General features: G+C 46.3%; 16 protein-coding genes. 4 read left to right on the forward strand and 12 right to left on the reverse strand.

All coding sequences use genetic code 11. The features are described from left to right. Positions 1-127 precede the first annotated feature (127 nt). The 11 genes from MHI25_RS20900 to leuC all read right to left on the reverse strand — a co-directional run bounded on the left by MHI25_RS20900 (position 128) and on the right by leuC (position 16269). Positions 128-592, reverse strand: a complete 465-nt coding sequence (locus MHI25_RS20900; RefSeq protein WP_232061416.1) for a GNAT family N-acetyltransferase — start codon at positions 590-592, stop codon at positions 128-130. Then, a complete protein-coding gene (purT, locus tag MHI25_RS20905; protein ID WP_076183965.1) occupies positions 582-1772 on the reverse strand; it encodes a formate-dependent phosphoribosylglycinamide formyltransferase in 1191 nt (396 codons plus the stop codon). The genes MHI25_RS20900 and purT overlap by 11 nt, the downstream gene beginning before the upstream one ends. A 149-nt stretch (positions 1773-1921) precedes the next feature. Further along, a complete protein-coding gene (locus tag MHI25_RS20910; RefSeq protein ID WP_340394168.1) occupies positions 1922-5608 on the reverse strand; it encodes a dynamin family protein in 3687 nt (1228 codons plus the stop codon). 343 nt (positions 5609-5951) lie between these two features. Beyond that, positions 5952-6218 carry a hypothetical protein gene (locus MHI25_RS20915; protein WP_036676334.1) on the reverse strand — a complete coding sequence of 89 codons (267 nt, stop codon included), beginning with the start codon at positions 6216-6218 and terminating at the stop codon, positions 5952-5954. A 32-nt stretch (positions 6219-6250) separates the two neighbouring features. After that, the gene (nth, locus tag MHI25_RS20920; protein WP_036676333.1) at positions 6251-6931 is read right to left on the reverse strand and encodes an endonuclease III; all 681 of its coding nucleotides are present in this window, start codon (positions 6929-6931) and stop codon (positions 6251-6253) included. A gap of 313 nt (positions 6932-7244) precedes the next feature. Beyond that, a complete protein-coding gene (locus MHI25_RS20925) occupies positions 7245-9977 on the reverse strand; it encodes an S-layer homology domain-containing protein (protein ID WP_340394170.1) in 2733 nt (910 codons plus the stop codon). Positions 9978-10064: 87 nt separating this feature from the next. After that, positions 10065-10724 (reverse strand): GerMN domain-containing protein, encoded by a 660-nt coding sequence (locus MHI25_RS20930; protein ID WP_076192173.1) that lies wholly within the window; start codon positions 10722-10724, stop codon positions 10065-10067. Positions 10725-10840: 116 nt separating this feature from the next. Continuing rightward, positions 10841-12283 (reverse strand): N-acetylmuramoyl-L-alanine amidase family protein, encoded by a 1443-nt coding sequence (locus tag MHI25_RS20935; RefSeq protein ID WP_340394171.1) that lies wholly within the window; start codon positions 12281-12283, stop codon positions 10841-10843. A gap of 150 nt (positions 12284-12433) precedes the next feature. After that, positions 12434-14026: an N-acetylmuramoyl-L-alanine amidase family protein gene (locus MHI25_RS20940; protein WP_081386262.1), complete on the reverse strand. Its 1593-nt coding sequence runs from the start codon at positions 14024-14026 to the stop codon at positions 12434-12436. Between the two features lie 186 nt (positions 14027-14212). Beyond that, positions 14213-14815: a 3-isopropylmalate dehydratase small subunit gene (gene leuD, locus MHI25_RS20945; RefSeq protein WP_340394172.1), complete on the reverse strand. Its 603-nt coding sequence runs from the start codon at positions 14813-14815 to the stop codon at positions 14213-14215. Positions 14816-14844: 29 nt separating this feature from the next. Further along, positions 14845-16269 carry a 3-isopropylmalate dehydratase large subunit gene (gene leuC, locus MHI25_RS20950; RefSeq protein WP_076127568.1) on the reverse strand — a complete coding sequence of 475 codons (1425 nt, stop codon included), beginning with the start codon at positions 16267-16269 and terminating at the stop codon, positions 14845-14847. Positions 16270-16886: 617 nt separating this feature from the next. On the opposite strand from leuC, the gene MHI25_RS20955 reads away from it, so the two are divergent. Further along, on the forward strand, positions 16887-17798 hold the full coding sequence (locus MHI25_RS20955) for a LysR family transcriptional regulator (RefSeq protein ID WP_076101451.1): 912 nt from the start codon (positions 16887-16889) through the stop codon (positions 17796-17798). A gap of 85 nt (positions 17799-17883) precedes the next feature. Here the strand turns inward: MHI25_RS20955 and MHI25_RS20960 are convergent, their stop codons facing one another. After that, positions 17884-18081: a hypothetical protein gene (locus MHI25_RS20960; protein ID WP_076308386.1), complete on the reverse strand. Its 198-nt coding sequence runs from the start codon at positions 18079-18081 to the stop codon at positions 17884-17886. Positions 18082-18513: 432 nt separating this feature from the next. On the opposite strand from MHI25_RS20960, the gene proB reads away from it, so the two are divergent. The 3 genes from proB to proC are packed head-to-tail and all read left to right on the forward strand — an operon-like array spanning position 18514 to position 21820. Continuing rightward, positions 18514-19617 (forward strand): glutamate 5-kinase, encoded by a 1104-nt coding sequence (proB, locus tag MHI25_RS20965; protein ID WP_076308387.1) that lies wholly within the window; start codon positions 18514-18516, stop codon positions 19615-19617. A 36-nt stretch (positions 19618-19653) separates the two neighbouring features. Beyond that, positions 19654-20901 carry a glutamate-5-semialdehyde dehydrogenase gene (locus MHI25_RS20970; protein WP_340010713.1) on the forward strand — a complete coding sequence of 416 codons (1248 nt, stop codon included), beginning with the start codon at positions 19654-19656 and terminating at the stop codon, positions 20899-20901. A gap of 49 nt (positions 20902-20950) precedes the next feature. Then, positions 20951-21820 carry a pyrroline-5-carboxylate reductase gene (proC, locus tag MHI25_RS20975; protein ID WP_076127559.1) on the forward strand — a complete coding sequence of 290 codons (870 nt, stop codon included), beginning with the start codon at positions 20951-20953 and terminating at the stop codon, positions 21818-21820. Positions 21821-21867: the final 47 nt, after the last annotated feature.

Consider the following 21867-nt stretch of genomic DNA (forward strand, 5'->3'; position numbering starts at 1 on the left):
TCTATGGTTAAGTTATTTAAATAGTTTTAGGTATTAATATATTAAATACATATAAAAAAAGAGTTCCAGAGCAAAAAAAAACCATCCCGCCGTAGCTGGGATGGGGATGATCGGTAACCTATAAGTATTATAGCAACGCTTTGTTAAAGCGATAGCCTGCTGTCTTTTCGAAACCGATATGACGATAAAAAGCATGTGCCGGTGCGCGTTCTACGCGGTTGCCACTTCTAAGGAAAAGCTGACAGCAACCTTGCTCACGTGCCCATTCTTCTGCTGCGGCCACAAGTCTTTTACCGAGTCCGTTTCCTCTGAGTTCTTCTGATACGATAAGTGCAGTAATCTCAGTGATACAATCTGTCTGTTTGTAATACGAGCTTACCTGTCTAAGGCCGATCATACCCACAACTTCATTGTTCAGCTCTGCTACAAGTGTGCATTGGAGATTGCTGTTCTCCATGCTTTCCAGTCTCTCTTTCATCACGCTTAGCGTTGTTGGATAGCCGAATTCCCGCAGAAGCGCTGTAACTCTCTCCAGATCATTCAAGCCGCATTTGCGAATTTCCAGTACAGGTGCCATGGTACTACTGTTCATCCTCATATACCTCCACTTTTAGCATAGACGCCGCCTGCTTGGCTATCGTCCGCGCGATTTCCACATCTTCCGCCGCACTTAACGCTACTGCCATCCGCCGACCAGGACGAACTTCCGGTTTACCAAATACGCGAACCTGAGTCCTAGGCAGTTCCAAAGCTTCACCAATTCCGGTCACAGCAAAGGCTCGTCCCTCTCCATCAGCCTTCAGCGTAGCTGAGGCACCAGGTGTCAGCAATTGTACTGACTGGACAGGAAAACCAAGAATAGCTCTGACATGCACTGCAAATTGAGATAAATCCTGCGTCGCCATCGTGACCATCCCCGTATCATGGGGTCTAGGTGACACTTCACTGAACAATACGCCTCGATCTGTCAAAAAAAGTTCCACTCCAAAAATACCGAAACCTCCGAGCTGATCCGTTACTGCTTTTGCAATAGATTGCGCTTCTTCAAGCAGCTCTGGCTTCATAAAGTGAGGCTGCCAGGATTCCACGTAATCTCCATCCTTCTGAATATGTCCAATAGGTGGACAAAATACCGTACCAGACACAGATCGCACCGTCAAAAGAGTAATCTCGCTCTCAAAAGTAACAAAAGCCTCCACGATAACTCGTGTTCCTTTAGCTCTCGCTCCAACCAAAGCAGTGTTCCAGCAGTTTTCTGCATCCTCAGGGCTTTTGCATACGCTCTGACCCTTGCCAGAAGAACTCATAATCGGCTTAATGACACAAGGAGTACCTAGCTCGGCTATAGCTTGTTGCAGCTCTTCCAGACTATCCGCAAAACGGTAATCAGCAGTTGGCAGTCCAAGGTCTTCAGCCGCAAGACGACGAATCCCTTCTCTGTCCATGGTCAGCCGAGCCGCCCGCGCCGTCGGAACAACGAAAAAGCCTTCTTCTTCAAGCTCTTGAAGAGCATGAGTGGCAATTGCCTCAATCTCCGGAACAATGACATCCGGTTTCTCAGAGCGAATCAGCGCTTTCAGCGCCTCTGCATCCAGCATATCAATTACATGTGAACGATGAGCTACACCCATCGCCGGTGCATCGGTATAACGGTCTACAGCTACGGTCTCTACGCCAAGGCGTTGAGCTTCAATTATGACTTCCTTACCCAGTTCCCCGCTGCCCAGCAGCAACAGCTTGCGGCTTTGAGCTGAAAAAGGAGCTCCCCACATTGTCGATTCCAACCTCTTTCGGCAAATTGACTGTCTCGTTTTTATGAATTTCAGAAAACGTAACAGTTTCATTGTATATTTTCAGGCTTCTTTATTTTCATCCATCATACGCCAGATTGCAAGTGTTCTTCGACATTTTCCTACAAACTTCACAGAACTTTGTCGACTTTATCAACGAAAGTTTGTTCTAGACGTGATAATTGGTGGCTTATTTGGCCCCAATGATCTGCAGTCTCACCCCCTTTAAGGAGATCTAACATCGCTTTCTCTTGCTCCGCAAGCCCTTCTTGCAGGCTTTCGGCAGCAGATTTTAATTCTCTGCTGATATTCTCGACGTAATGAGCGATTAATTTTTCCTTCTGCTCTGCCGCTGCAAGATTAACCGCTTCTTTCAAAAGCGGCTCTGCCGCACCTTTGACCAACTCCCGCCCAGTTCCCTCAAAGAAATAACGCGGGGATTTGAAATGGCCCCATAAAGCGGACCACTGCACAGGCTGAAGCTGGCATTCCAGATCCTTAGGAGATGGCCAAGCCTGCTCCTCATTCTCCATAAGATGAAATTCCTCCGTGGAAAAGAGTAGCTCTGTAGCTGCCGCTTCAGCAGCTTCATGTACAAGCCTGCGTCCCGTGCCCTCTAGCCGCAGCGTTGTTGCCCATAGCTCTTGCTCAAGCTCGCGCTGAGTAGTACGTATTAGTTCGGCACCACAGGCAGAGAAAATGGCTTTTAAATTCCCTGCATCCTCACGCAGTAAGGAGGGATGAAAAGATTCCTGAAAATTTCTGTTGAAGGAGAAGCTAATCCGCTGGCACACATGATAGATCAGTTCTTCACTTTCATGAATTAGATCTCTGCTAGGACGTTCCTCAGTCTCCAAAAGAGATAACCGCTTCATGGCGAACTGCCGCCTTTCCTGCAGTTCTTTTAACCCGGCTTCACGCTCGCTCGCCGCCTTGGAAGCCAGATTCTGCCATTCCTCAGCCCGGCGCCGAACCGATGCGATGCTCTCAGCAGCTGCGTTAAGTGAAAGCTGTGGAAGCTCATCACCAGCAAAGCTGGATAATGCTTGCTCAAATTCATTGAAGCGGGAGGTTTCATAAAGATCGTGATTATGTTGAGTTTTAGCTTCTAGAGCAAGCAAGCTGGACAAAGCATAGATTCTCGGAGACCGCAAACCTCCGGCACGCAGATTTTGAACGACATGTGCTTTAACCTCATCTAGTTCTTCTTCGCTTGAAGCGAGATCGGAGGCATTAATAATAAAGAACATTTTATCGAGAGAAAAGCTGTCTTTAATGCGGCCCAGCTGGGCCAAGAGGCCGCGATCCGCCTTCGAAAAGGCGTGGTTATAATAGGTCACAAAACAGATCGCATCCGCATTTTTCATGTAACTAAAGGTTACGCCAGTGTGGCGTGCATGCAGTGAATCTGCTCCTGGTGTATCTACGAGCACAATCCCGCTCTCCGTCAAAGGACAGGCATAATATAGGTCAATCCCTTGCACGAAGCAAGCCCGGGTCTCTTCCGCAACTAGGTTTCGATATTCATCCAAATCAACCGTCCGCACCGTTCCTAATAGCGGCTCAGCTTCAGCCCAACCGGATGCTGCGGCTCTTAGAAATCCTGCATGCGGCAGCGCAGAGGGGTGAATTCCCCGTGTTGGCAGGCTCGCAAGTACTGCTGTCCACGTATCCTGTTGCGGCTCTCCAAGCTGCAGCACGCTGAAGGAATGGCAGATGTCATCCCAGAAATCCGCCATGCTCTTCATCGTTACAACCGCGCTGGCATGGCGGAAGTCTCCTTCCGGCGCCAATATGCGGTTAACTGCGGCCGTGGCAGGGTGTGGCGACACGGGCAGTACTTCTTCGCCGAGCAAAGCGTTGGCGAAGGAAGATTTGCCTGCGCTGAACGCACCGAACAGCGCAAGGGTGAAGCGGCCGCCGGCGAGATCCTCCGCCCGTGCGGCCAGACTGCGCGCCGCCGATGCCATCGCTGGCTCGCGGCGCAGCAGCTCTGCCGCAGCCGCCAGCGCGTCAGCGGCTGCCGAGAGCCGGCGGCGTCCGCCCGCCGGCGAAGCCGTTCCCGCCGCCCAGCTTGCGGCGGCGGCACTTCCAGCCGCGGCGCGTTCGCGCGGCTGGGTCTCCCGCGGTGCGGCGCTCTGCGCAGCCGCACGCGGGGTGACCCTCACCTCCGGCAGGATGCCGGGGGTGAGGGTCCGGCGCGGCGGCAGCAGCGCCGCTAGCTCGTGCGCGCGGGCGTCAGCCGCGCGGTCCAGGGCGGCTAGCGCGCGGGCAGCGCTCGCCTGCCGCGTAAGGGCCTGATCGCGGCGCTGGAGTTCCGCGCGCTGCTCCTCGATAAGCGATGGCAGCTTCGCCAGCAGCTCATCGCCAACTAACAGCGCAGCGCGGCGGAATTGGCTCTTCAGATCTGCCGCAAGTGTGCGGCAGAAATTGAGCAGCGCCTCGCCGCTATTCCCCGTTCCCGGCTTAACTGCAGCCGCCAGCCATTCCTGGCTCACAGCCGGGAACCCTTGCTTCAGAGTCGTCTCTGCCTCCTCTGCCCACAGTCCGAGATTCTCCGCCCATTGACGTACCAGCTGAATCAGATGCCATTCCAGCTGAGCGGAAACCTCTCGGACCAGTAATCCTTGCCAGGCATCCAGTCGTTTGCCTTGTTCCTTCTCCCGCCGTCCGGCTGTAGAGAACAAACCTAAGCGGAAGCCTGGGCTGACACTCTCCACATAGCTCCCTGCCGCCTCTCTAACATCCGCAGGCATTAAGTTAGCATTATTGAGTAAGGCATCAAGATCACTTCGCAGGCTAGCTCGTGATTGCTGAGGCAGCTCCTCAAGCAGTGCCTTCTCTTCTTCCAGCGATTTCAGCTCTTCCATCACAACTGTAACCTCTGCACCCTCTAGCTCAGCTAAAAAAGTTTCCCGTTCCTCCTGCTGGTCTTCACGGAACGCGGTTAGCGAAGAATCTGCTGTATGATGAATGGAACGTGACAAGCTATATTGAAGCAATTGTTCCCTGTGCTCCAACAGCTCTGTTATAAGGTTCAGCAGATTATCCCAATGATTCAGCGGGTGCTCTTTCATTTTGAGTGAGGTAAACAGAATCCCCGCACAATGAATCCCCCACTGCTCAAAAGCATTTTCAAGCTGGCGTTTATATTCTTCAATGGAAATTTCTTGTTCTCTATGCTTGTCTATCTGATTAACAATAAGATAGAGCGGTTTGCCCCAGTCACTAAGATTTTTGGCAAAAGCCAAATTATTCTCTGACTGTACATGGTTATAATCCATAACATAAAAGACGACATCAGCTAAATGCAGCGCGGAACGAGTGGCCGCCTGGTGACCATCATCCGTCGAATCTACGCCAGGCGTATCCAATAGAACACCATGCTTCCCTAGAAGAGGAATCTCATTCCAGACTTCAATCGCGGAATATTCTCCGCCATTTCGACAATATTCCTGTAATCTTTCTGGTGTTGTCTCTACAGGGGTAGATTCATTTTCACTTCCCTCAACCCTTGGATAGATAAGCACTCGTGGAGCCCCGCTACGAATAGAAACAATATTGGCACTAGTCGGCACAGGTCCGGAAGGCAACACTGAGCTGCCGCATAAAAGATTAATCATGCTGGATTTCCCTGCCGAGAAATGCCCACAAAAAGCAAGGGTCAGTTCATTCCCACCCTCTTTATTTTGTAAATCTTCATATATTCGTTCAGCACTCTCATCGCCCCAGTGGCGCATTAAATCTTTCAGCCGGGAAAGCAGCGATGCTGTTTCACTTAATGTCTCTCTCTGAATTCTAACCCGATCCGCACCCACAGACATTCCACCTCCACAGTTACCTTCTAATCATGCACTGATCTTAATCCATTCATGAATACTGATTTAAGCTCTTTTTTATGCAAAACTTATATAGGTGCAATTTCTGAACTTTAGCGCGGAACATTTTTTATAAATAATAATTACAGTTTATCACCAGTTTGACACAAATTAAATACACACTACTTACAAAATAACCTATCATCTCCTACGAAATGATACCAAAAAAGAAGCGAGGTTGTCGTCCTGTAAAGCCAACAGTCGTTTCTCGTAGAAATATAAGGATATTCAATAAAAAAGGAGCCAGCCCCAAGGGCCGACTCCATTTCAGGTCACTTCTCAATTATGCAGTTTCCAAAACAGGCAACAGAATTTCAAAAACTTTTCCGTGCTGCAGAATAGTCAATCCACGAGATTTGTCTCTCATTACGACAACCTCTGGTTTTACAGACATACGCTCCAGATAGTGCTCAGGCACATCACCGGAATGACTGATCGTAATGCCCTCTACTTCTTGCTCTTCATTTTCTTCCAGCGGGCTTTCCACTACGCGGTCAAAAATATCCGAGAATACCTCAAAATTATCTGTGTATACAGAAATGCATTTCATCTCTATCCCATCCTCTTCTTCAACTCTAACTTTTAACTTTTTGGCGTATGATCTTTAGCTTTCCTGACGACAGCCGTTTTCATACGTTTTTTGCCCTCTCGACATACATCAAGGAGCGGACAAACCTGACATTTTGGATTCTGAGCCTTACAGTGATATCGTCCGAAAAAGATTAGCCGGTGATGCGTGAGCGTCCATTCATCACGTGGCACAGCCTTCATCAGCTTTTTCTCCACTTCCAGCACAGAATCTTTCCAGCCTGCCAATGCAAGTCGTTTAGCAACCCGCTCCACATGAGTGTCCACAGCAATGGCAGGAACTCCAAATGCGTTGGATACTACTACGTTAGCGGTTTTACGACCTACTCCTGGCAACGTTACAAGCAAGTCATGTGCCTCAGGCACTTCTCCGCCATACTGTTCTATGAGTATAGAGCACAGGCTTTGGATATGCTTAGCTTTGTTACGATATAAGCCGATGCGCCGGATATCGCCCTCCAATTCCTCCAGCGGCACAGAAATATAATCGATGGGGGCTTTGTACTTTTGGAACAGGTCCTCGGTCACTTTGTTCACCGTTGCATCCGTACATTGGGCTGACAGCAGCACCGCTATTGTCAATTCAAAAGCGTTACTGTGATTCAGCTCGCAATGTGCATCCGGAAACAAATCTCCAATCGTATCCAAAATGTGGCGGACGTCTGCAGCTTTCATAGTGTCCCCTCCACGGAGCAAAAACGCTCAGAAAATTCTATCGAGCGTCTCACCTCAAATGTTAGAAATATAAGCAAAGTATGTATTATAACGTATGGATTCATACATTTCAACAGATACGATACTGGCATTATATTTCAAGTATTAACGCCTGGATTGTCCTAATAAGAACAGTAAGCGTTTAAGCGAGAAATATAAGACATACAGTATAGGAGCAATACTTATACTTTCTTATATTTCAAAAAAAACGTCTTGACGCAGGTAAAGCCCCCTGTGTCAAGACGGTGATTCACTCAGAAATCCACCATTGCAACTATTGTTTCACAATTTCAACCAAAATATCATTATTGAAATACATTATAATATTATCATTTTCCTTCAAAGATTGCACGGATAAAGTCGAATCTCCCTGATGAATATAAACATTAGCAGGAACAAAGAATTGATATTTATCGTTCAAATTAGGTCTCTTCGTCACCAATGAGTTTGTTGCACTCTCATAACGTGAGAATGTTCTACTGAGCTGAGACATAATACGAATCGTTGTAGATCCATCCGGATCCTTGCGAATCTCTACTCTGTCCCCTGCCGTCAAGTTGCTAAGAGCAGTCGTTGTCGAGCCGTCACGAATGATTTTGACTCCTCCACTTACCGCTAAGGTCTGTGCAGCTCCAGTATAATCCTTCACGACTACGCTATTCCCAGCGGCATCTACAGAACTTACCTGGCCTGTTGTGAGCTTAACTGCTTGAATAGCCAGCGGTGAGCTACCATCAAAGGTCACATTAAGATAATCTCCCGCTTTTAAATCCGTTAGCTTAATGCTCTCACCAGCTTCATTGGTCAACGGGATTGCCAAAGTATTAATATCACTGGTTCCCCCATTCCATTTGATGCCCAAACGGTTGGTTCCAGAATTCACGGTTGCCGCTTCAACTTGCAGCACAGTCTTCACTTTCAATACCGCTATCAGATCCTGACCTGTAGTCAGTGAAGCCGTTACATTGCTTCCAATAGGAATATCACTTAGGGAAGGACTAGTCTTACCAAAGAGATCAACAAGTTGCGGATAAGGCATCGTTAAACTTTGTCCATCATTAAGCTTCAAAACAAGAGTTTTCGACGTAGAATTAACAGCTGTTAAAGTTCCTTCGTACTTTGTGACAATTTCCAAAGACAAAGCCCGCTGTCCTATTGCCTTCAGATTAACTTTGCGGTTCTCGATAAGTTTCGCACCCATATTAGTTAAGTTAGGCAATGCACCTTCATAAATCAGCTTTGTTTTCTCATCCAACTGAACCACATGGGCTTTTTTGCTGCTGTCCATAACTGTAAGGAGCTGTGTTTTGCTATTATAATCCACAATTGTTGCTCCACTATACTGCTCAATTTGGCGGCTTAACACTTCAATTTTGGTAACTTGATCGCTGCTGTTTAAGGTAACCTGAATCTTGTCCCCACCTACTGCATCAGCAATAAGATCATCAGCTACTGCTCCACTCATGTTCGGAATAACAATCGTCGGTTTAGTGCCAAGCAGTTTAACCTCACGATTTCCGTCTGCTTTTTTGTAAACAACTGTGGAACTAGTCAGCTCGGTAAGTACCCCCTCAACTGTCCGTTCAACACCTTCCGTCACTTCTACAGTGCGGATCACATTATCTTGAATCGTATATTTCACCGCATTACCTGTCTTCAAATCTGCAGGTTTCAGCACTGATGCTTGGGAGCTGAATAATGAAGTCTCATCTTCCCATTTAAAAGTTTCTACTGTACCCGCGGTATTTTTGAAAGTAATGATTTTGCCAGTAAGATCTACACTTTGAATGGTGCCTGTTGTTGTTTTGTTAATGACCCCTGAAGTCACCTGAACCTTCACTACTTTATGCGAACCACTGTACGTTTCACGTTGCAGTGAAACTACACTGTCTGTTACCAGCGAAGCAGGTTCAATTCCAGCTCCATTTACATCCACAAAGGAAGTAGTCTCATCGTAGTAGTATTCAGTGAACCCTGTTGGTGACTTTAACCAAAGCTTATTACCTGGAGCTACCATGGCAAAGTTTCCTGACAGAGTCTCTACTTGTTGTGTAGGGTCAGTCACTTCAACATAAGCCGCGTTATATGTCGCGCCAATTACAGTAACCTTAGTGTAGGGTTGGACATCACTTAGATTGATTCTGCTTTCAGAAGCACTTGTGTAATAAGCAGTGCTTGCTCCCAGGGTATATGTAGAAGTCTTTCCGTTGTTATAAACGGATAGTTTCCCATCTGCTAATTGACTGATCGTTCCTGATACCGTGTTGTCGTATTCAACCGTATTGTGAGCTTCAGCACGACTGAAAAAAGTCGCCAATTGCGCACGTGTTACAGCACCTTGCGGATCAAAACGATTGCCGTCAAGTCCGTTTGCTAGGCCTAAATCAACGGCAACGTTGATGTAACCACGTTTGTTGGCAGACACTTTGGTATCATCCGCAAAGCCTGTTGGCTCACTAGCGGCCCCTGCTGCATCTGCGCTTTTTCCAAGGGAGCGGATTAACAGCTCCGCAATCCATTCCCGGGATGCTTTACGCTCTCCCCAAGAAGTCTTCAGATTATCTGGAGCCATTTCGGTTGCTTTATCGAGTAATCCTTGTTGAAAAGCTAACACAACATAATCCTTGTAATAATTCGTAACCTTAAAATCTGTAGGCAATGCTATCGCAGAAGAAGCATCCACTTTATCCTGCAGCTTCATAAACCGCAGGGCCATAAGCACTGCTTCCTGCTGAGTTACAGAATCACCCGGACGGAACAATCCATTATTCCCAACCACAATTCCTTGTGAAGCGAGTTTATAAATATGTTTTTCAGCCCAGAAGCCTGTCTTCACATCGCTAAAAATCCCTACAGATTGTGTAGTGGTTGATGTCGGTGTAGTGGCAGCTGTGTCTGCAAACACTGCACTTGCACCACCAAAAACCATAACACCAGCCATAACAGCCGACACTGCTTTATTAGAATAAGCCTTCAATGGACGTTTTGACCTTTTTTGCGCGGACAATAGATTATTCCCCTCTCTATGACTCAAATAAATAGTATGTTTAAAAATTCGTCAGCTAGATGCCTAATTCCTTTGTTGCATAACCAATTAAGAATTATCTCTAGTCATAGGATGCAATAGATCCACATGGCCCATTAGACTTTCTACCTTTTCACCATCAACTAAAACTTCGATACTCTTTACTTCCGCAAATTGAAAATAAGTTTTGGCAAGTGAAGTAATGGCAAAGGATTCTCCACCCGCACCAAGCTGAGCTTCATCTGGTTTGTGAATATCCATTACGATTTGACCCTCTACAAATTTTAATGATTTCAGTTCAATTTTTCCCCATAAAGGTATAAGATCTGTATTTTCACTACTTTGCAGTGCTTTGAACGTTTCTGTATATTTCTCAACATCGTCAGAGTAGTTAATCGTAGTCTTAGCAGGCACTAAATTCATAATTTGCGAATCAGTGTAATAAACTTCAATACTCTGGCTTTGCTTTTGTGTCTCATTTTCTACCGGCTTCGAAGACGGCTGAGTTTCTACATTAGTATTATCTGCTGTCGGTTGCGGAGTACTAGCCACTTCGGTTTCCTGATCATCAGACGGAGCTGGGGTACTTTCTCCCGCACCACTTACAACGTTTGTAGTATCTTGCTCCACTCCATTAGCAGGAGCTGCAGTAGGCTTATCTCCACAGCCAGCAATCACTAGTAGAAGCAGCGCAGCAACCCCAACCATAGTCCATTTTTGTTTAAACATTAATAAACGCCTCCTCTAGATGAATACGGGCAGACAGGTACCGCAAAACCACTTCTTGCCTTTTTATAGATAAAAGCAGAAAGCTGACTTTGCGGCGCTCGTCTGCCACTGGTCTGTTATTTTATACCCAAATATTCCTTGATTCCACTCACTATTGAAGCAGCAACTTTGTTTTGTAATGCTTCCGTAAAGAGCAATGTCTCATCCTTCTTATTGCTAAGGTATCCTACTTCAAGTAGAACAGCAGGCATTTTCGTTTCACGAATGACATGGAAATTCCCGTATCGTACACCGCGATCACTAAGCCCTGTAGCCTCAACAAGATACTTATGCATTACTTTCGCTAAGGCCTTACTGGCTTCCCGCTGATAATACGTTTCTGTCCCGCTTGCCGCAGAAGATGCGGAACTGTTGGCATGTACAGAAATGAATAGATCTGCTTTTAAATTATTAGCCATAGCTGCTCTATCCTTGAGCTCCAAGAATGTATCGTCACTGCGCGTCAGTACGACATCGATATTACTTTCTTTTTTCAGCAATGCTGCTGTCTTAAGTACTATAGCTAAATTAAAATTCTTTTCGTATTTTCCTGTTACTCCTACTGCACCAGAATCTTTAGCTCCGTGCCCCGCATCCAGTACTACGAGCTTCTTGCCATCATTACCTGGCTGTGTTGAAGTATCATCCGTACTTTCTGCATTCAGGTCAATGATAACCAACTTAGAATCCGTCCCAGATACGCTGATGTTATAATTCTTAGGATAATTCAAATCAATTACAAAACGTACAGTATAAGGATTGGAGCTATAAAGCGAATACCGGACACCTGATACATCAGGATAATCCTTCACTTCCAGTTTACCATTCAGATCAGGATCAAGAACTTGTCCCGTACCAAACAGATCTGAGAAAGTGGCATTAGGAAAATCAATAACTAACCGATCCGGCCCTGTCATTACACTTACTTTTGGCTCGGAATTACCTTCCATCGCAATGCTCAAACGATTCTCACTAAAGCTCAAACCATTTATCATGGTTAAATTTTTAGTAGGATCTACCGGCGGAACAACAACTTCAGATCCACCATTTCCAGAGTTCCCATCAGAACTACCGTTTTCATTTGAGGATCCTGGGGTAATAAGATACACGATCTTCTTCGCATTATCCCAAGTGACGGTGAGACCAAACTGCTCACTTATGAACCGTATAGGTACAAGTGTCGTATCACTCCGCAGGACAGGCGCAGTGGTAAGCTGTACTGTTTTGTCATCAACTGAAGCTGTCTTTTGATTAACAATAAGTTTGATGACCTTCCCTTGCTGTTCAATCGTCACCGTTTTGCTTTTTTGATCCCAGCCCACGGTATAACCAAGACTCTCGGAGATCAATCTCAACGGTACCATGATAGTATCATTCACATTTTCAACCGGTACTTTTTGCCCTGCAGTAATCTCTTTGCCGTCTAGATAAATCTCGCTATTCGCGGCAGCAGCATGTCCATGCTCAGGCAAAACCAACACAAAGAGCAACAATAACAACATCAAACTGAATTTCTTCATTCTTCACCTCTAAGAATCTAGTATTCGCCTGTGAATGGCGATCGTGGTGCCCCTGTCTCCGTCAACCTCAGACCTCTATTAGACGCTGGTAATCTATAAAGGTTGCGAATATATTCCATAAAAATTGAGAAATCTCACCAACCGCAAGTGTTAAAGCCCCAGATATTCCTTAATTCCGGCAACAATTTCTCTCGCTAATTTCTCTTGAAGCTGCTCACTATACATCGCCGATTCATTTCCTGAATTTGTAAGATATCCTACCTCTAGCAAGACTGCTGGCATTGTGGTTTCCCGTGTAACATGAAGGCTTTTCGTACGAATCCCGTTGTCTTTAAAACCAGTAGCGGCTAATAAATGCTTATGCATAATCTGAGCAAGAGGCAGACTATCACTGCGAGAATAATAGGTTTCACTGCCATTTATTTTATCTCTATTTGGATATCCAACCTCTAGCGAATTCGCGTGCACTGAAATAAAGAGATTCGCTTTAGCAGCCTCCGCAATTTTCACGCGATCCTGAAGCCCCAATGTAGCATCGTCAGTTCGAGTAAACACCACGTCAACTAATGCTTCCTGCGTTAACAGTGTTTGTACTTTGCGGATGACGGCCAGATTGAAGTCTTTTTCCAGCTTACCTGTGAGACTGACAGCTCCTGATTGAGTTCCGCCATGACCCGCATCTAGAACTACAATTGGCTTACCTAACGTTCCATTAGCCCCTGTGGTGTTGCCTCCGTTGTTAGTTACATTCAAATCAATCGTAACAAGCCCGGTGCTTTCATCCGTACTAAGCTGGTACGGTTGATTTCCAACCGTTTGAATTACGAATCTGACAGTGGAAGGACTCACACTGAACAGTGCATAACGGATCTCAGAAACGAGCGGGTAGCCGGCAACGTCCAGCTTACCTTGTGGACCGCCAGTGGTGGTAACACCCGTAAGACTTCCAATGAAATTCGGATCGAACGCAGCACCCGGAAAATCTACGACGATTCGATCAGGGTTGCTCATTTTTGTAACGTTTGGCTTAGTAGCCCCCGACACAGCGATAATAAGTCGGTTCTCAGTGAATACTGCCCCGTTTACTAGAGGGCCTGTTGGAATTCCTGCTGTGCTTCCCGGTGCCGTAGTTGTTTGTGGAACTGGTGTCGGGCTGGGTGAAGTTACTACACTGCCAGCAGTTGTCCCGTTGTCACTTCCCGGCGTAGCACTTGGAGTTGGAGCAGGTGTATTAGTTGCTGTTGGATTGGTAGTATTCCCCTCAGGTGTCATTGCAGGATTGCTAACTTGTCCACCTGTCAAATAGACGGTTTTATCAACATTATCCCAGCCCACCTTTAAGCCGAACTGCTCGCTTACGAAACGAATTGGAACGAGTACTGTGCCGCCACTCTGCTTAGGAGCTGCATTTAAATCAAATGTCACCCCATCTGCATCAGCTGTTTTCCGTCCTACCGCCAGCTCAATGCTTTTACCATCCTGGTGAACGGTTACTTTCCGGGTCTGCTGCTCCCATAACACCTCGAATCCAAGATTCTCTACTACCACTCTGACCGGAATCATAACGCTACCATTTACATTTTCGAGTTTAATTCCTTTTGGCAAAGCAAGTTCCTGATTGTCCATAATAATTCTGCCTGTGCTGCTACCAGCTGCGGCAGCTTCTTGTCCGGTGGATGTTAAAAATAATAAAGGCAGTAACAAAAGCAGCAATACACGAAGCCCAGCTCTTCTCATTCTCATTTTCCGCTCCTTCTGCAAGTAATAGATCCTAGATAAGTATTTAGACGACAGAAATCACCAAATGTTTCCTTAATGACCAATGAATATATCGATTATAGCAAAAAAACTTCTATTTCCGACACCCGGAAATAGAAGTTTTGCGTATTTTTTGTAAAGTTTAAGAATCAGACCATTTATATCCTCTTTTTAAGAGAATAGCTTTGCAGCATGACGCTCTTCATAAGCAGCAATTTCATACGCATGTTGAAGGGTCAAACCGATATCATCCAAGCCTTGCAGCAGGAATTGACGACGGTGCTCATCCAGATCAAAGCTGATGCTCAGTCCGAATTCATCTTGTAAAGCGTTGTTCTCAAGATCAACTGTCAGCTTGTAGTCCTCATGCTCAGCTGTCCGTTTGAACAATTCATCCACTTGCTCTTCCGAAAGCTTAATCGGCAGAATGCCGTTCTTAAAGCAGTTATTGTAGAAGATATCCGCATAAGAAGGTGCAATTACAACTCTGAACCCGTAATCCATAATCGCCCATGGTGCATGCTCCCGAGAGGATCCACAACCAAAGTTAGCACGTGAGATCAGAACAGAAGCCCCTTGATAACGTGGTTTATTCATTTCGAAGGCTGGATTATCATTACCTTCTTCATCAAAACGCCATTCATAGAACAAAAACTGTCCAAATCCCGTCCGTTCAATCCGTTTCAAAAACTGTTTTGGAATAATCGCATCCGTATCTACATTTACCCGGTCAACCGGTGCAACAATTCCTGTTAATTTTTTAAAAGCATCCATAGTTTTATCCTCCCGTGTTCTCTCTAGTTCTATGAGCTGACGGCTTCCGTCTTATAATTCCAATCACGTACATCAGTGAAACGACCTTTGATCGCAGCTGCGGCTGCCATAGCTGGAGATACAAGATGTGTACGTCCTCCGCGTCCTTGGCGTCCTTCAAAGTTACGGTTCGAGGTAGATGCACAGCGTTGTCCAGGCTGCAGAACATCCGGGTTCATGGCCAAGCACATGCTGCATCCCGCTTCACGCCATTCAAAGCCAGCGTCAGTAAAGACTTTATCAAGTCCTTCTTTCTCAGCCTGCATCTTAACACGGCCCGAGCCTGGAACAACAATGGCAGTAACCTTTTCAGACACCTTATGACCTTTAGCTACCACTGCTGCAGCTCTCAAATCTTCGATCCGTCCGTTAGTGCAGGAACCGATAAATACATAATCGATCGGAATTTCAGAAATAGGTGTTCCAGGAGTCAAATCCATATATTCAAGCGCTTTTTCAGCAGCTTTACGTTCATTTTCAGTGGTGAAGTCCGCCGGATTCGGTACGCTGGAGTTGATGTCAGTTCCCATGCCCGGGCTAGTCCCCCAGGTCACTTGTGGAATCAATGTTTCCACATCAAATTCAACAACCGTATCGTACTGGGCGCCCTCGTCACTTACAAGACTCTTCCATGCTTCTACAGCAGCATCATAAGCTTCGCCTTGCGGTACGTATTGACGTCCACGCAGATAATTAAAAGTAGTTTCATCAGGGGCAATCAAGCCAGCTCTTGCTCCGCCTTCGATCGACATATTGCAGACAGTCATACGTTCTTCCATCGACAATTCACGAATAGCTTCGCCTGTATACTCAATTACATAACCTGTGGCAAAATCAGTACCGTATTTAGCAATAACACCCAGGATCATATCTTTTGCTGTTACGCCAGGGTTGCGTTTGCCTGTAAAGCGTACTTCCATAGTCTTAGCTTTGGATTGCTGCAAACATTGGGTAGCCATTACATGTTCAACTTCACTAGTTCCGATACCGAATGCCAGCGCGCCGAATGCACCATGCGTGGAGGTATGGCTGTCGCCGCAAACGATAGTTTTACCAGGATGTGTCAACCCGATTTCAGGACCCATTACGTGTACAACGCCTTGATCAATATCATTCAGATCGAACAGTCTTACACCAAAATCAGCACAGTTCTTAGAAAGGGTATCAATTTGCTGCTTGGAGATTGGATCTTTAATGTTAAAACGATCTTTAGTTGGTACGTTATGATCCATCGTTGCGAAAGTCAGCTCAGGACGGCGAACCTTCCGGTTGCTGAGGCGAAGCCCTTCAAAAGCCTGCGGAGAAGTAACTTCATGAACCAAATGCAGATCAATATAAATAATGCTAGGTTTGCCTTCCTCTTGATGAATAACGTGATTCTCCCAAATCTTCTCAAACATTGTCTTGTTGCTCATAATTTCACCTCATTAATAGAATCGTTCATTGGAAGAGAGCGTGGAGTCTCTCTTGAATGATCTAAATATAACACCCCTGTCTTTATAATTCCAAGATATGATATCTATAAAAGTGATAGTCTGAACCTATAAGCTGAGTTAGAGTATGTTGAGGCACAATATGTAGGTGCAATGCACAAGCGGGATGTGTAGGAGCGTTGCGCAAGCTGGATGTGTAGGAGCGTTTAGTTGTATTTTGTACAGCTATATTCCTGTGAATCATTCGTTAATAGATATAACTGTATTTTGTGCAGCTATTTTCTTGAATTATCACCCTATAGCTGGGAACTCTGCTTTTTAGTTGTATAGAATACACTTAAAACCAAAATCATCCCTTTTGCATACGAAATAGCTGCACATAATGCAGTTATCTCATAGATACTCTCAAGATCCGGCGCAATAAATATACTGCGGGAGGGTATCGGATACTTCGATCAGTGTAGTAGGGATAATTCTTGAAAACAGGCCCGGCAAATTCTGGGGAGTGAAGAAGTGAATGCTCCTTCGGGTTGCCTATACAAAACTATAATCCAATAGGATATACTTATAAGTAAATCATTTCCCTAAGGAGTCCATATATGGAACTGAGACAACTGCAGTATGTGCTGCAAATCGCAGCCGAAAAAAACTTTTCACGTGCAGCGGACAAGCTGCATATTGCCCAGCCCTCGCTCAGCCAGCAGCTTTCCAAACTGGAAAAAGAGCTCGGCGTAATGCTTTTTCAGCGTAATACCAGCTCAGTTGAGCTGACCTACGCAGGTTCTAAATTCGTTGAACAAGCCCAGATTATCATTGACGCAGTGGAGCTGCTGCGACAAGAGATGTCCGACATATCAGAACTGCGCACTGGACGTGTAGTTGTGGGCAGTATGCCGATTACAGGTGCACATCTTCTGCCGCATGTGCTTCCAGTTTTCAAACAAAATTATCCTGAGGTAGAAATTACGCTGCTAGAAGACTCGTCGATGAACCTAGAGAAGCTCACGGCAAGTGGTCAGACCGATTTAAGCCTGCTCTCCTTACCCCTCGAAATTCCTGCTCTAGCTTATGAAGAGCTTGGAGAGGAAAGAATTGATCTTGCCGTCCCTCCTGAACATCCGCTCGCTAAACGAATCTTAGATGGAACACGGACCTCACTTGAAGAGCTTAAGGACGAACCTTTCATCGTACTTAAGGAAGGTCAGGGCTTCCGCAAAATGACTGTGGAGCTGTGCCGGAAAGCCGGATTCGAGCCACGAATCGTTTTCGAGAGCAATAATATGGAAACCGTTCAATCCCTAGTGGCAACAGGTATGGGCGTGACTCTTGTTCCTCGTTTTATCGCTCGTGCACCGCGGAGTGAATTTGTTCCAGTCTACTTACCGCTCGCTGATCCGGTGCCTAGTCGTACGCTAGTTGTAGCATATCGACGCGGACGATATTTATCCAAGGCCGCAAAGGCTTTTGTAGAAACATTCAAATCAACCGTGTCTGAATTAACGGAAGAATAGAATATATACAAATAAAGTGCCCCAGTAACCATTCGCGTGGTTGCCGGGGCACTTTTTCAGGTAAACCTCTTTTAACAGTACTAGATTATTTACGCAAATTACGCTGTGTAATCAGGCGGTTCTGATCATCCGACACACGTGCTTTACTTGAATCAGCCAATCCCTTATCAATTGGAGCCCCGGTGTGCTCTTCCACAAATTCACGAGTCACACTATTCTGAAGCTCTGCTACTTCGTTTGAATCTTGATTCTGTCCCTGCTCGGCATTGTTGTCTTTAGTCAATTTAATCCACCTCCTGGTAACAGATTATAAGTTCTTTACCCCTTCTCTTTGAGGTTAAACATAATATATAGAGCTTTCTGCATGAAGAAATATATCCTACGTTTTCCCTTTGCAATGCAACCAGCTCCATGGTATTCTATTGAAAATAAGTGAAACGTGCAGACGGGACCAGTAAGAATGAGTCTAACCGCGCCTAGAGAGTAGATTCCGACAGGCTGAAAGAATTTACCGCGGTTTTCGTTCCGAATCCTACCCCCGAGCGGCCTGTGTCTAACAGGACGGATCCTCCCGTTATGAGAATGAAGTCGGATGATCCCTCATCAATGAAGGTGGTACCGCGGAAGTTTATAAGCTTTCGTCCTTTGCTAAGTCTAAGGATGGGGGCTTTTTGTTGTTTTCAGGACTTAATAAACGAAGAGGATGTGGATAGAAATGATGACGCGAATCGTGGTCAAAATAGGCAGCAGCTCGCTGACCGGACCCGAGGGCGGCTTGAATCGTGAAGCAGTCTCCTTTTTTGCCTCAGAGATTGCCGAGTTGAAGAAAAACGGCTGTGAGGTGTTGTTAGTAACCTCTGGTGCGGTAGCCGCCGGCTTCCGCAGTATCGGTTATCCAGCACGTCCGAAGCTGCTGCATGAGAAGCAGGCCGCTGCGGCTGTGGGTCAGGTACTGCTGATGCAGGCTTATCAGGAAGCTTTTGCCCAGCATGGAATTACTACCGCGCAAATATTGCTGACTCGCACCGATTTCTGCAGCCGCAGAGCCATGAATAACGCTATGATGACTGTAGAAGAGCTACTTCGTCAAGGAGCGGTGCCCGTATTTAACGAGAATGACACTGTCTCCGTAGATGAACTGAAATTTGGCGATAATGATACCCTCTCTGCGCTCGTAGCTAACCTGTTAAAAGCCTCTAGACTGCTTGTTTTAACCGACATGGATGGTTTATACAGTGGAGATCCCCGCAAGCATCCGGATGCTGTCCGTTATCAGTTCGTAGATGACATTACACCAGAGATATATGCTATTGCTGGTGGAGCTGGCTCTAGTGTTGGAACAGGCGGTATGCGATCCAAAATCGATGCGGCCAAAATTGCTACTCGGGGTGGTGTTCCTGTCTTTGTCGGAAGAGCCACCGAACCTGGTGATTTACAGCTTGCTGCAACGGGAGAAGGCAGGGGCACTTATTTTGCAACAAAGCTATCCTCTCTTCCCGTCAAAAAACAATGGCTAGGCTTTATGTCTACCCCTCTCGGCTCCCTATACGTGGACGAAGGGGCTGTAGAAGCTTTGCTACATGGCGGACACAGCCTGTTGCCTGTAGGCGTCAAACAGACAGAAGGTAGTTTTCACGCAGGAGATGTTGTAGAAGTCCTTGGACCCGACTCCAAATTGCTTGGACGTGGGATTGTAAATTACGATGATGCTCAGCTGCGCAGCATTCAAGGTCTGCCAAGCCGTGAAATTGTACCGAAGCTGGGAGAAGTACACCGGCTTGAGGTCATTCACCGTGACGAATGGATTACACTGAGATAAGCATTTTTTTCAATTCAAATATAGGGAGGAACCGTCATGAGTGAAGTTATTAATAAGAGTAAATTAGCCAAGGAGACAACAGGAGTTCTAGCAAGCTTAACAACTGGCCAGAAGAATGAAGCACTGCTGGGCATGGCCGATGCACTTCGCCGCGAAGCTCCCGCCATTATCACCGCCAATGCGGAGGATTTGGAACGAGGAAGACTTAATGGAACTCCGGAATCCATGCTCGACCGGCTGGCATTAGATGTTGACCGGATTAACAGCATTGCCGAAGGCTTGCAACAAATCGCTGTATTACCGGACCCTATCGGTGACACGCTAGAAAGCATTGAACGTCCTAACGGCCTCAACATCCAGAAGCTGCGTGTTCCGCTTGGTGTGATCGGCATCATCTACGAAGCACGTCCCAATGTGACTGTTGATGCTGCGGGTCTATGTCTTAAAACCGGCAACGCTGTTGTGCTGCGCGGTGGCTCCTCTGCCCTGTCCTCCAACCGTAAAATTGTCGAGGTTCTGCACAATGCTCTTGCTGAAACCTCAATGCCGCCTAACGCGCTTCAGCTGATTGAAGACCCAAATCGTTCTTCAGTAGATGAAATGCTAAAGCTGAACGGACTTTTAGATGTGATTATCCCGCGCGGAGGCAGCTCTCTTATTCAAAATGTAGTCCTTAACGCAACCGTTCCCGTAATTGAAACTGGAGCAGGCATCTGCCATACTTATCTCGACGCAACTGCCTTGCCAGAAATGGCACAGGACATTAGTTTAAATGCCAAAGCTCAGCGCCCTTCGGTATGTAACTCTATGGAAACACTACTCGTTCATCAGGATTACGCGAGCAAATATCTGTTATCCTTAGCCGAAGCATTCCGTGAGGTTCATGTAGAACTTCGTGGCTGTCAACAAACCATCTCTCTTGTCCCATGGGTATTACCTGCAACCGTAGAAGACTATGCTACAGAATACAATGATTATATCCTTAATATTAGAATCGTCAGTGATATGGAAGAAGCTATGCAGCATATCGCCCAGTATGGCACGAAACATTCGGAATGTATCGTAACGGAAGATCAGGAGAACGCCACACGCTTTTTACAAGAAGTGGATGCTGCCGCTGTTTATCACAATGCCTCAACCCGCTTCACGGATGGCTTTGAATTTGGATTCGGTGCAGAGATTGGTATTAGTACCCAGAAACTCCACGCTCGTGGCCCGATGGGTCTGCCTGCACTAACTTCAACCAAATATAAGATCTACGGAACGGGACAAATTCGGGGTTAGTATACACGTTTAAGTATTCTATCACACAACTTTTAGGAGGATTTTAGCCATGTGTCAGCAACCTTCAGTTCCACTCATGAATCATAATATTGTTTTTTATGGCGCAGGCTCCATGGCAGAAGCCATCGTTCGCGGGATGATTAGCCGCAATATCGTAAAGCCCGATAATGTCATCATGCTCAATCGCAGCAGCAGTGAACGTCTGGCAGAATTAAAAAGCCGTTATGGTGTAATAGGCACAAATGATCCCGAACAAAAAGTAGAATACCTACGTAACGCACCAGTAATAGTACTGGCAATGAAACCTAAAGATGCTGCAGAATCCTTACGCGGACTAGGCCCGCTTCTTTCTCCGGATCAGATTGTAGTTTCTGTCATTGCAGGTCTATCTATTCGAACCATGCAAGGTCTACTTGGCAAAGCACAGCCTATTGTTCGCACAATGCCTAACACCTCCAGTTCCATCGGTCTGGGTGCCACTGGTCTAGCCTTCTCCAAAGAAGTAGACGAAAGAGGCCGTCGCCTTGCTCTTAATATCTTTGAGGCTGTCGGGCTTACAACAGTCATTGATGAGGAACGTATGGAAACCTTGACCGGAATTTCAGGCAGCGGGCCTGCGTATATCTATTACATGATGGAAGCCATGATCGCCGCTGGTATCCGTGGTGGGCTGCCACTTGATCAAAGCACCGAATTAACTGTTCAAACTGTGCTGGGAGCTGCCCGAATGGTACAACAGACGGGAGAAGAACCCGCAGCACTTCGTAAGAAGGTTACTTCCCCTAACGGTTCAACACAAGCAGCTATAGAAGTGCTTGAACGAGGGGAATTCTTTGAAACTGTGATTGCTGCCGTTAACCGATGTGCCGAGCGCTCACGTGAAATGGGTGCTGCCCTAGAGAAAGAGCTTCGTTCTTAATCAAAAAAAGATCGCAGCCCATCCCCTCATCGGGTGGGAAGCGATCT

This window comes from Paenibacillus sp. FSL E2-0177, assembly GCF_037992975.1.
GTDB lineage: Bacteria > Bacillota > Bacilli > Paenibacillales > Paenibacillaceae > Paenibacillus_AQ > Paenibacillus_AQ odorifer.

Excerpts from the sequence above, each read along its gene's own strand:
- leuC (WP_076127568.1), bottom strand. The coding sequence starts at position 16,269 with ATGAGCAACAAGACAATGTTTGAGAAGATTTGGGAGAATCACGTTATT.
- proC (WP_076127559.1), top strand. The coding sequence starts at position 20,951 with ATGTGTCAGCAACCTTCAGTTCCACTCATGAATCATAATATTGTTTTT.
- MHI25_RS20940 (WP_081386262.1), bottom strand. The coding sequence starts at position 14,026 with ATGAGAATGAGAAGAGCTGGGCTTCGTGTATTGCTGCTTTTGTTACTG.
- MHI25_RS20970 (WP_340010713.1), top strand. The coding sequence starts at position 19,654 with ATGAGTGAAGTTATTAATAAGAGTAAATTAGCCAAGGAGACAACAGGA.
- MHI25_RS20915 (WP_036676334.1), bottom strand. The coding sequence starts at position 6,218 with ATGAAATGCATTTCTGTATACACAGATAATTTTGAGGTATTCTCGGAT.
- MHI25_RS20935 (WP_340394171.1), bottom strand. The coding sequence starts at position 12,283 with ATGAAGAAATTCAGTTTGATGTTGTTATTGTTGCTCTTTGTGTTGGTT.
- MHI25_RS20930 (WP_076192173.1), bottom strand. The coding sequence starts at position 10,724 with ATGTTTAAACAAAAATGGACTATGGTTGGGGTTGCTGCGCTGCTTCTA.
- nth (WP_036676333.1), bottom strand. The coding sequence starts at position 6,931 with ATGAAAGCTGCAGACGTCCGCCACATTTTGGATACGATTGGAGATTTG.
- MHI25_RS20955 (WP_076101451.1), top strand. The coding sequence starts at position 16,887 with ATGGAACTGAGACAACTGCAGTATGTGCTGCAAATCGCAGCCGAAAAA.
- proB (WP_076308387.1), top strand. The coding sequence starts at position 18,514 with ATGATGACGCGAATCGTGGTCAAAATAGGCAGCAGCTCGCTGACCGGA.
- MHI25_RS20900 (WP_232061416.1), bottom strand. The coding sequence starts at position 592 with ATGAACAGTAGTACCATGGCACCTGTACTGGAAATTCGCAAATGCGGC.
- purT (WP_076183965.1), bottom strand. The coding sequence starts at position 1,772 with ATGTGGGGAGCTCCTTTTTCAGCTCAAAGCCGCAAGCTGTTGCTGCTG.
- leuD (WP_340394172.1), bottom strand. The coding sequence starts at position 14,815 with ATGGATGCTTTTAAAAAATTAACAGGAATTGTTGCACCGGTTGACCGG.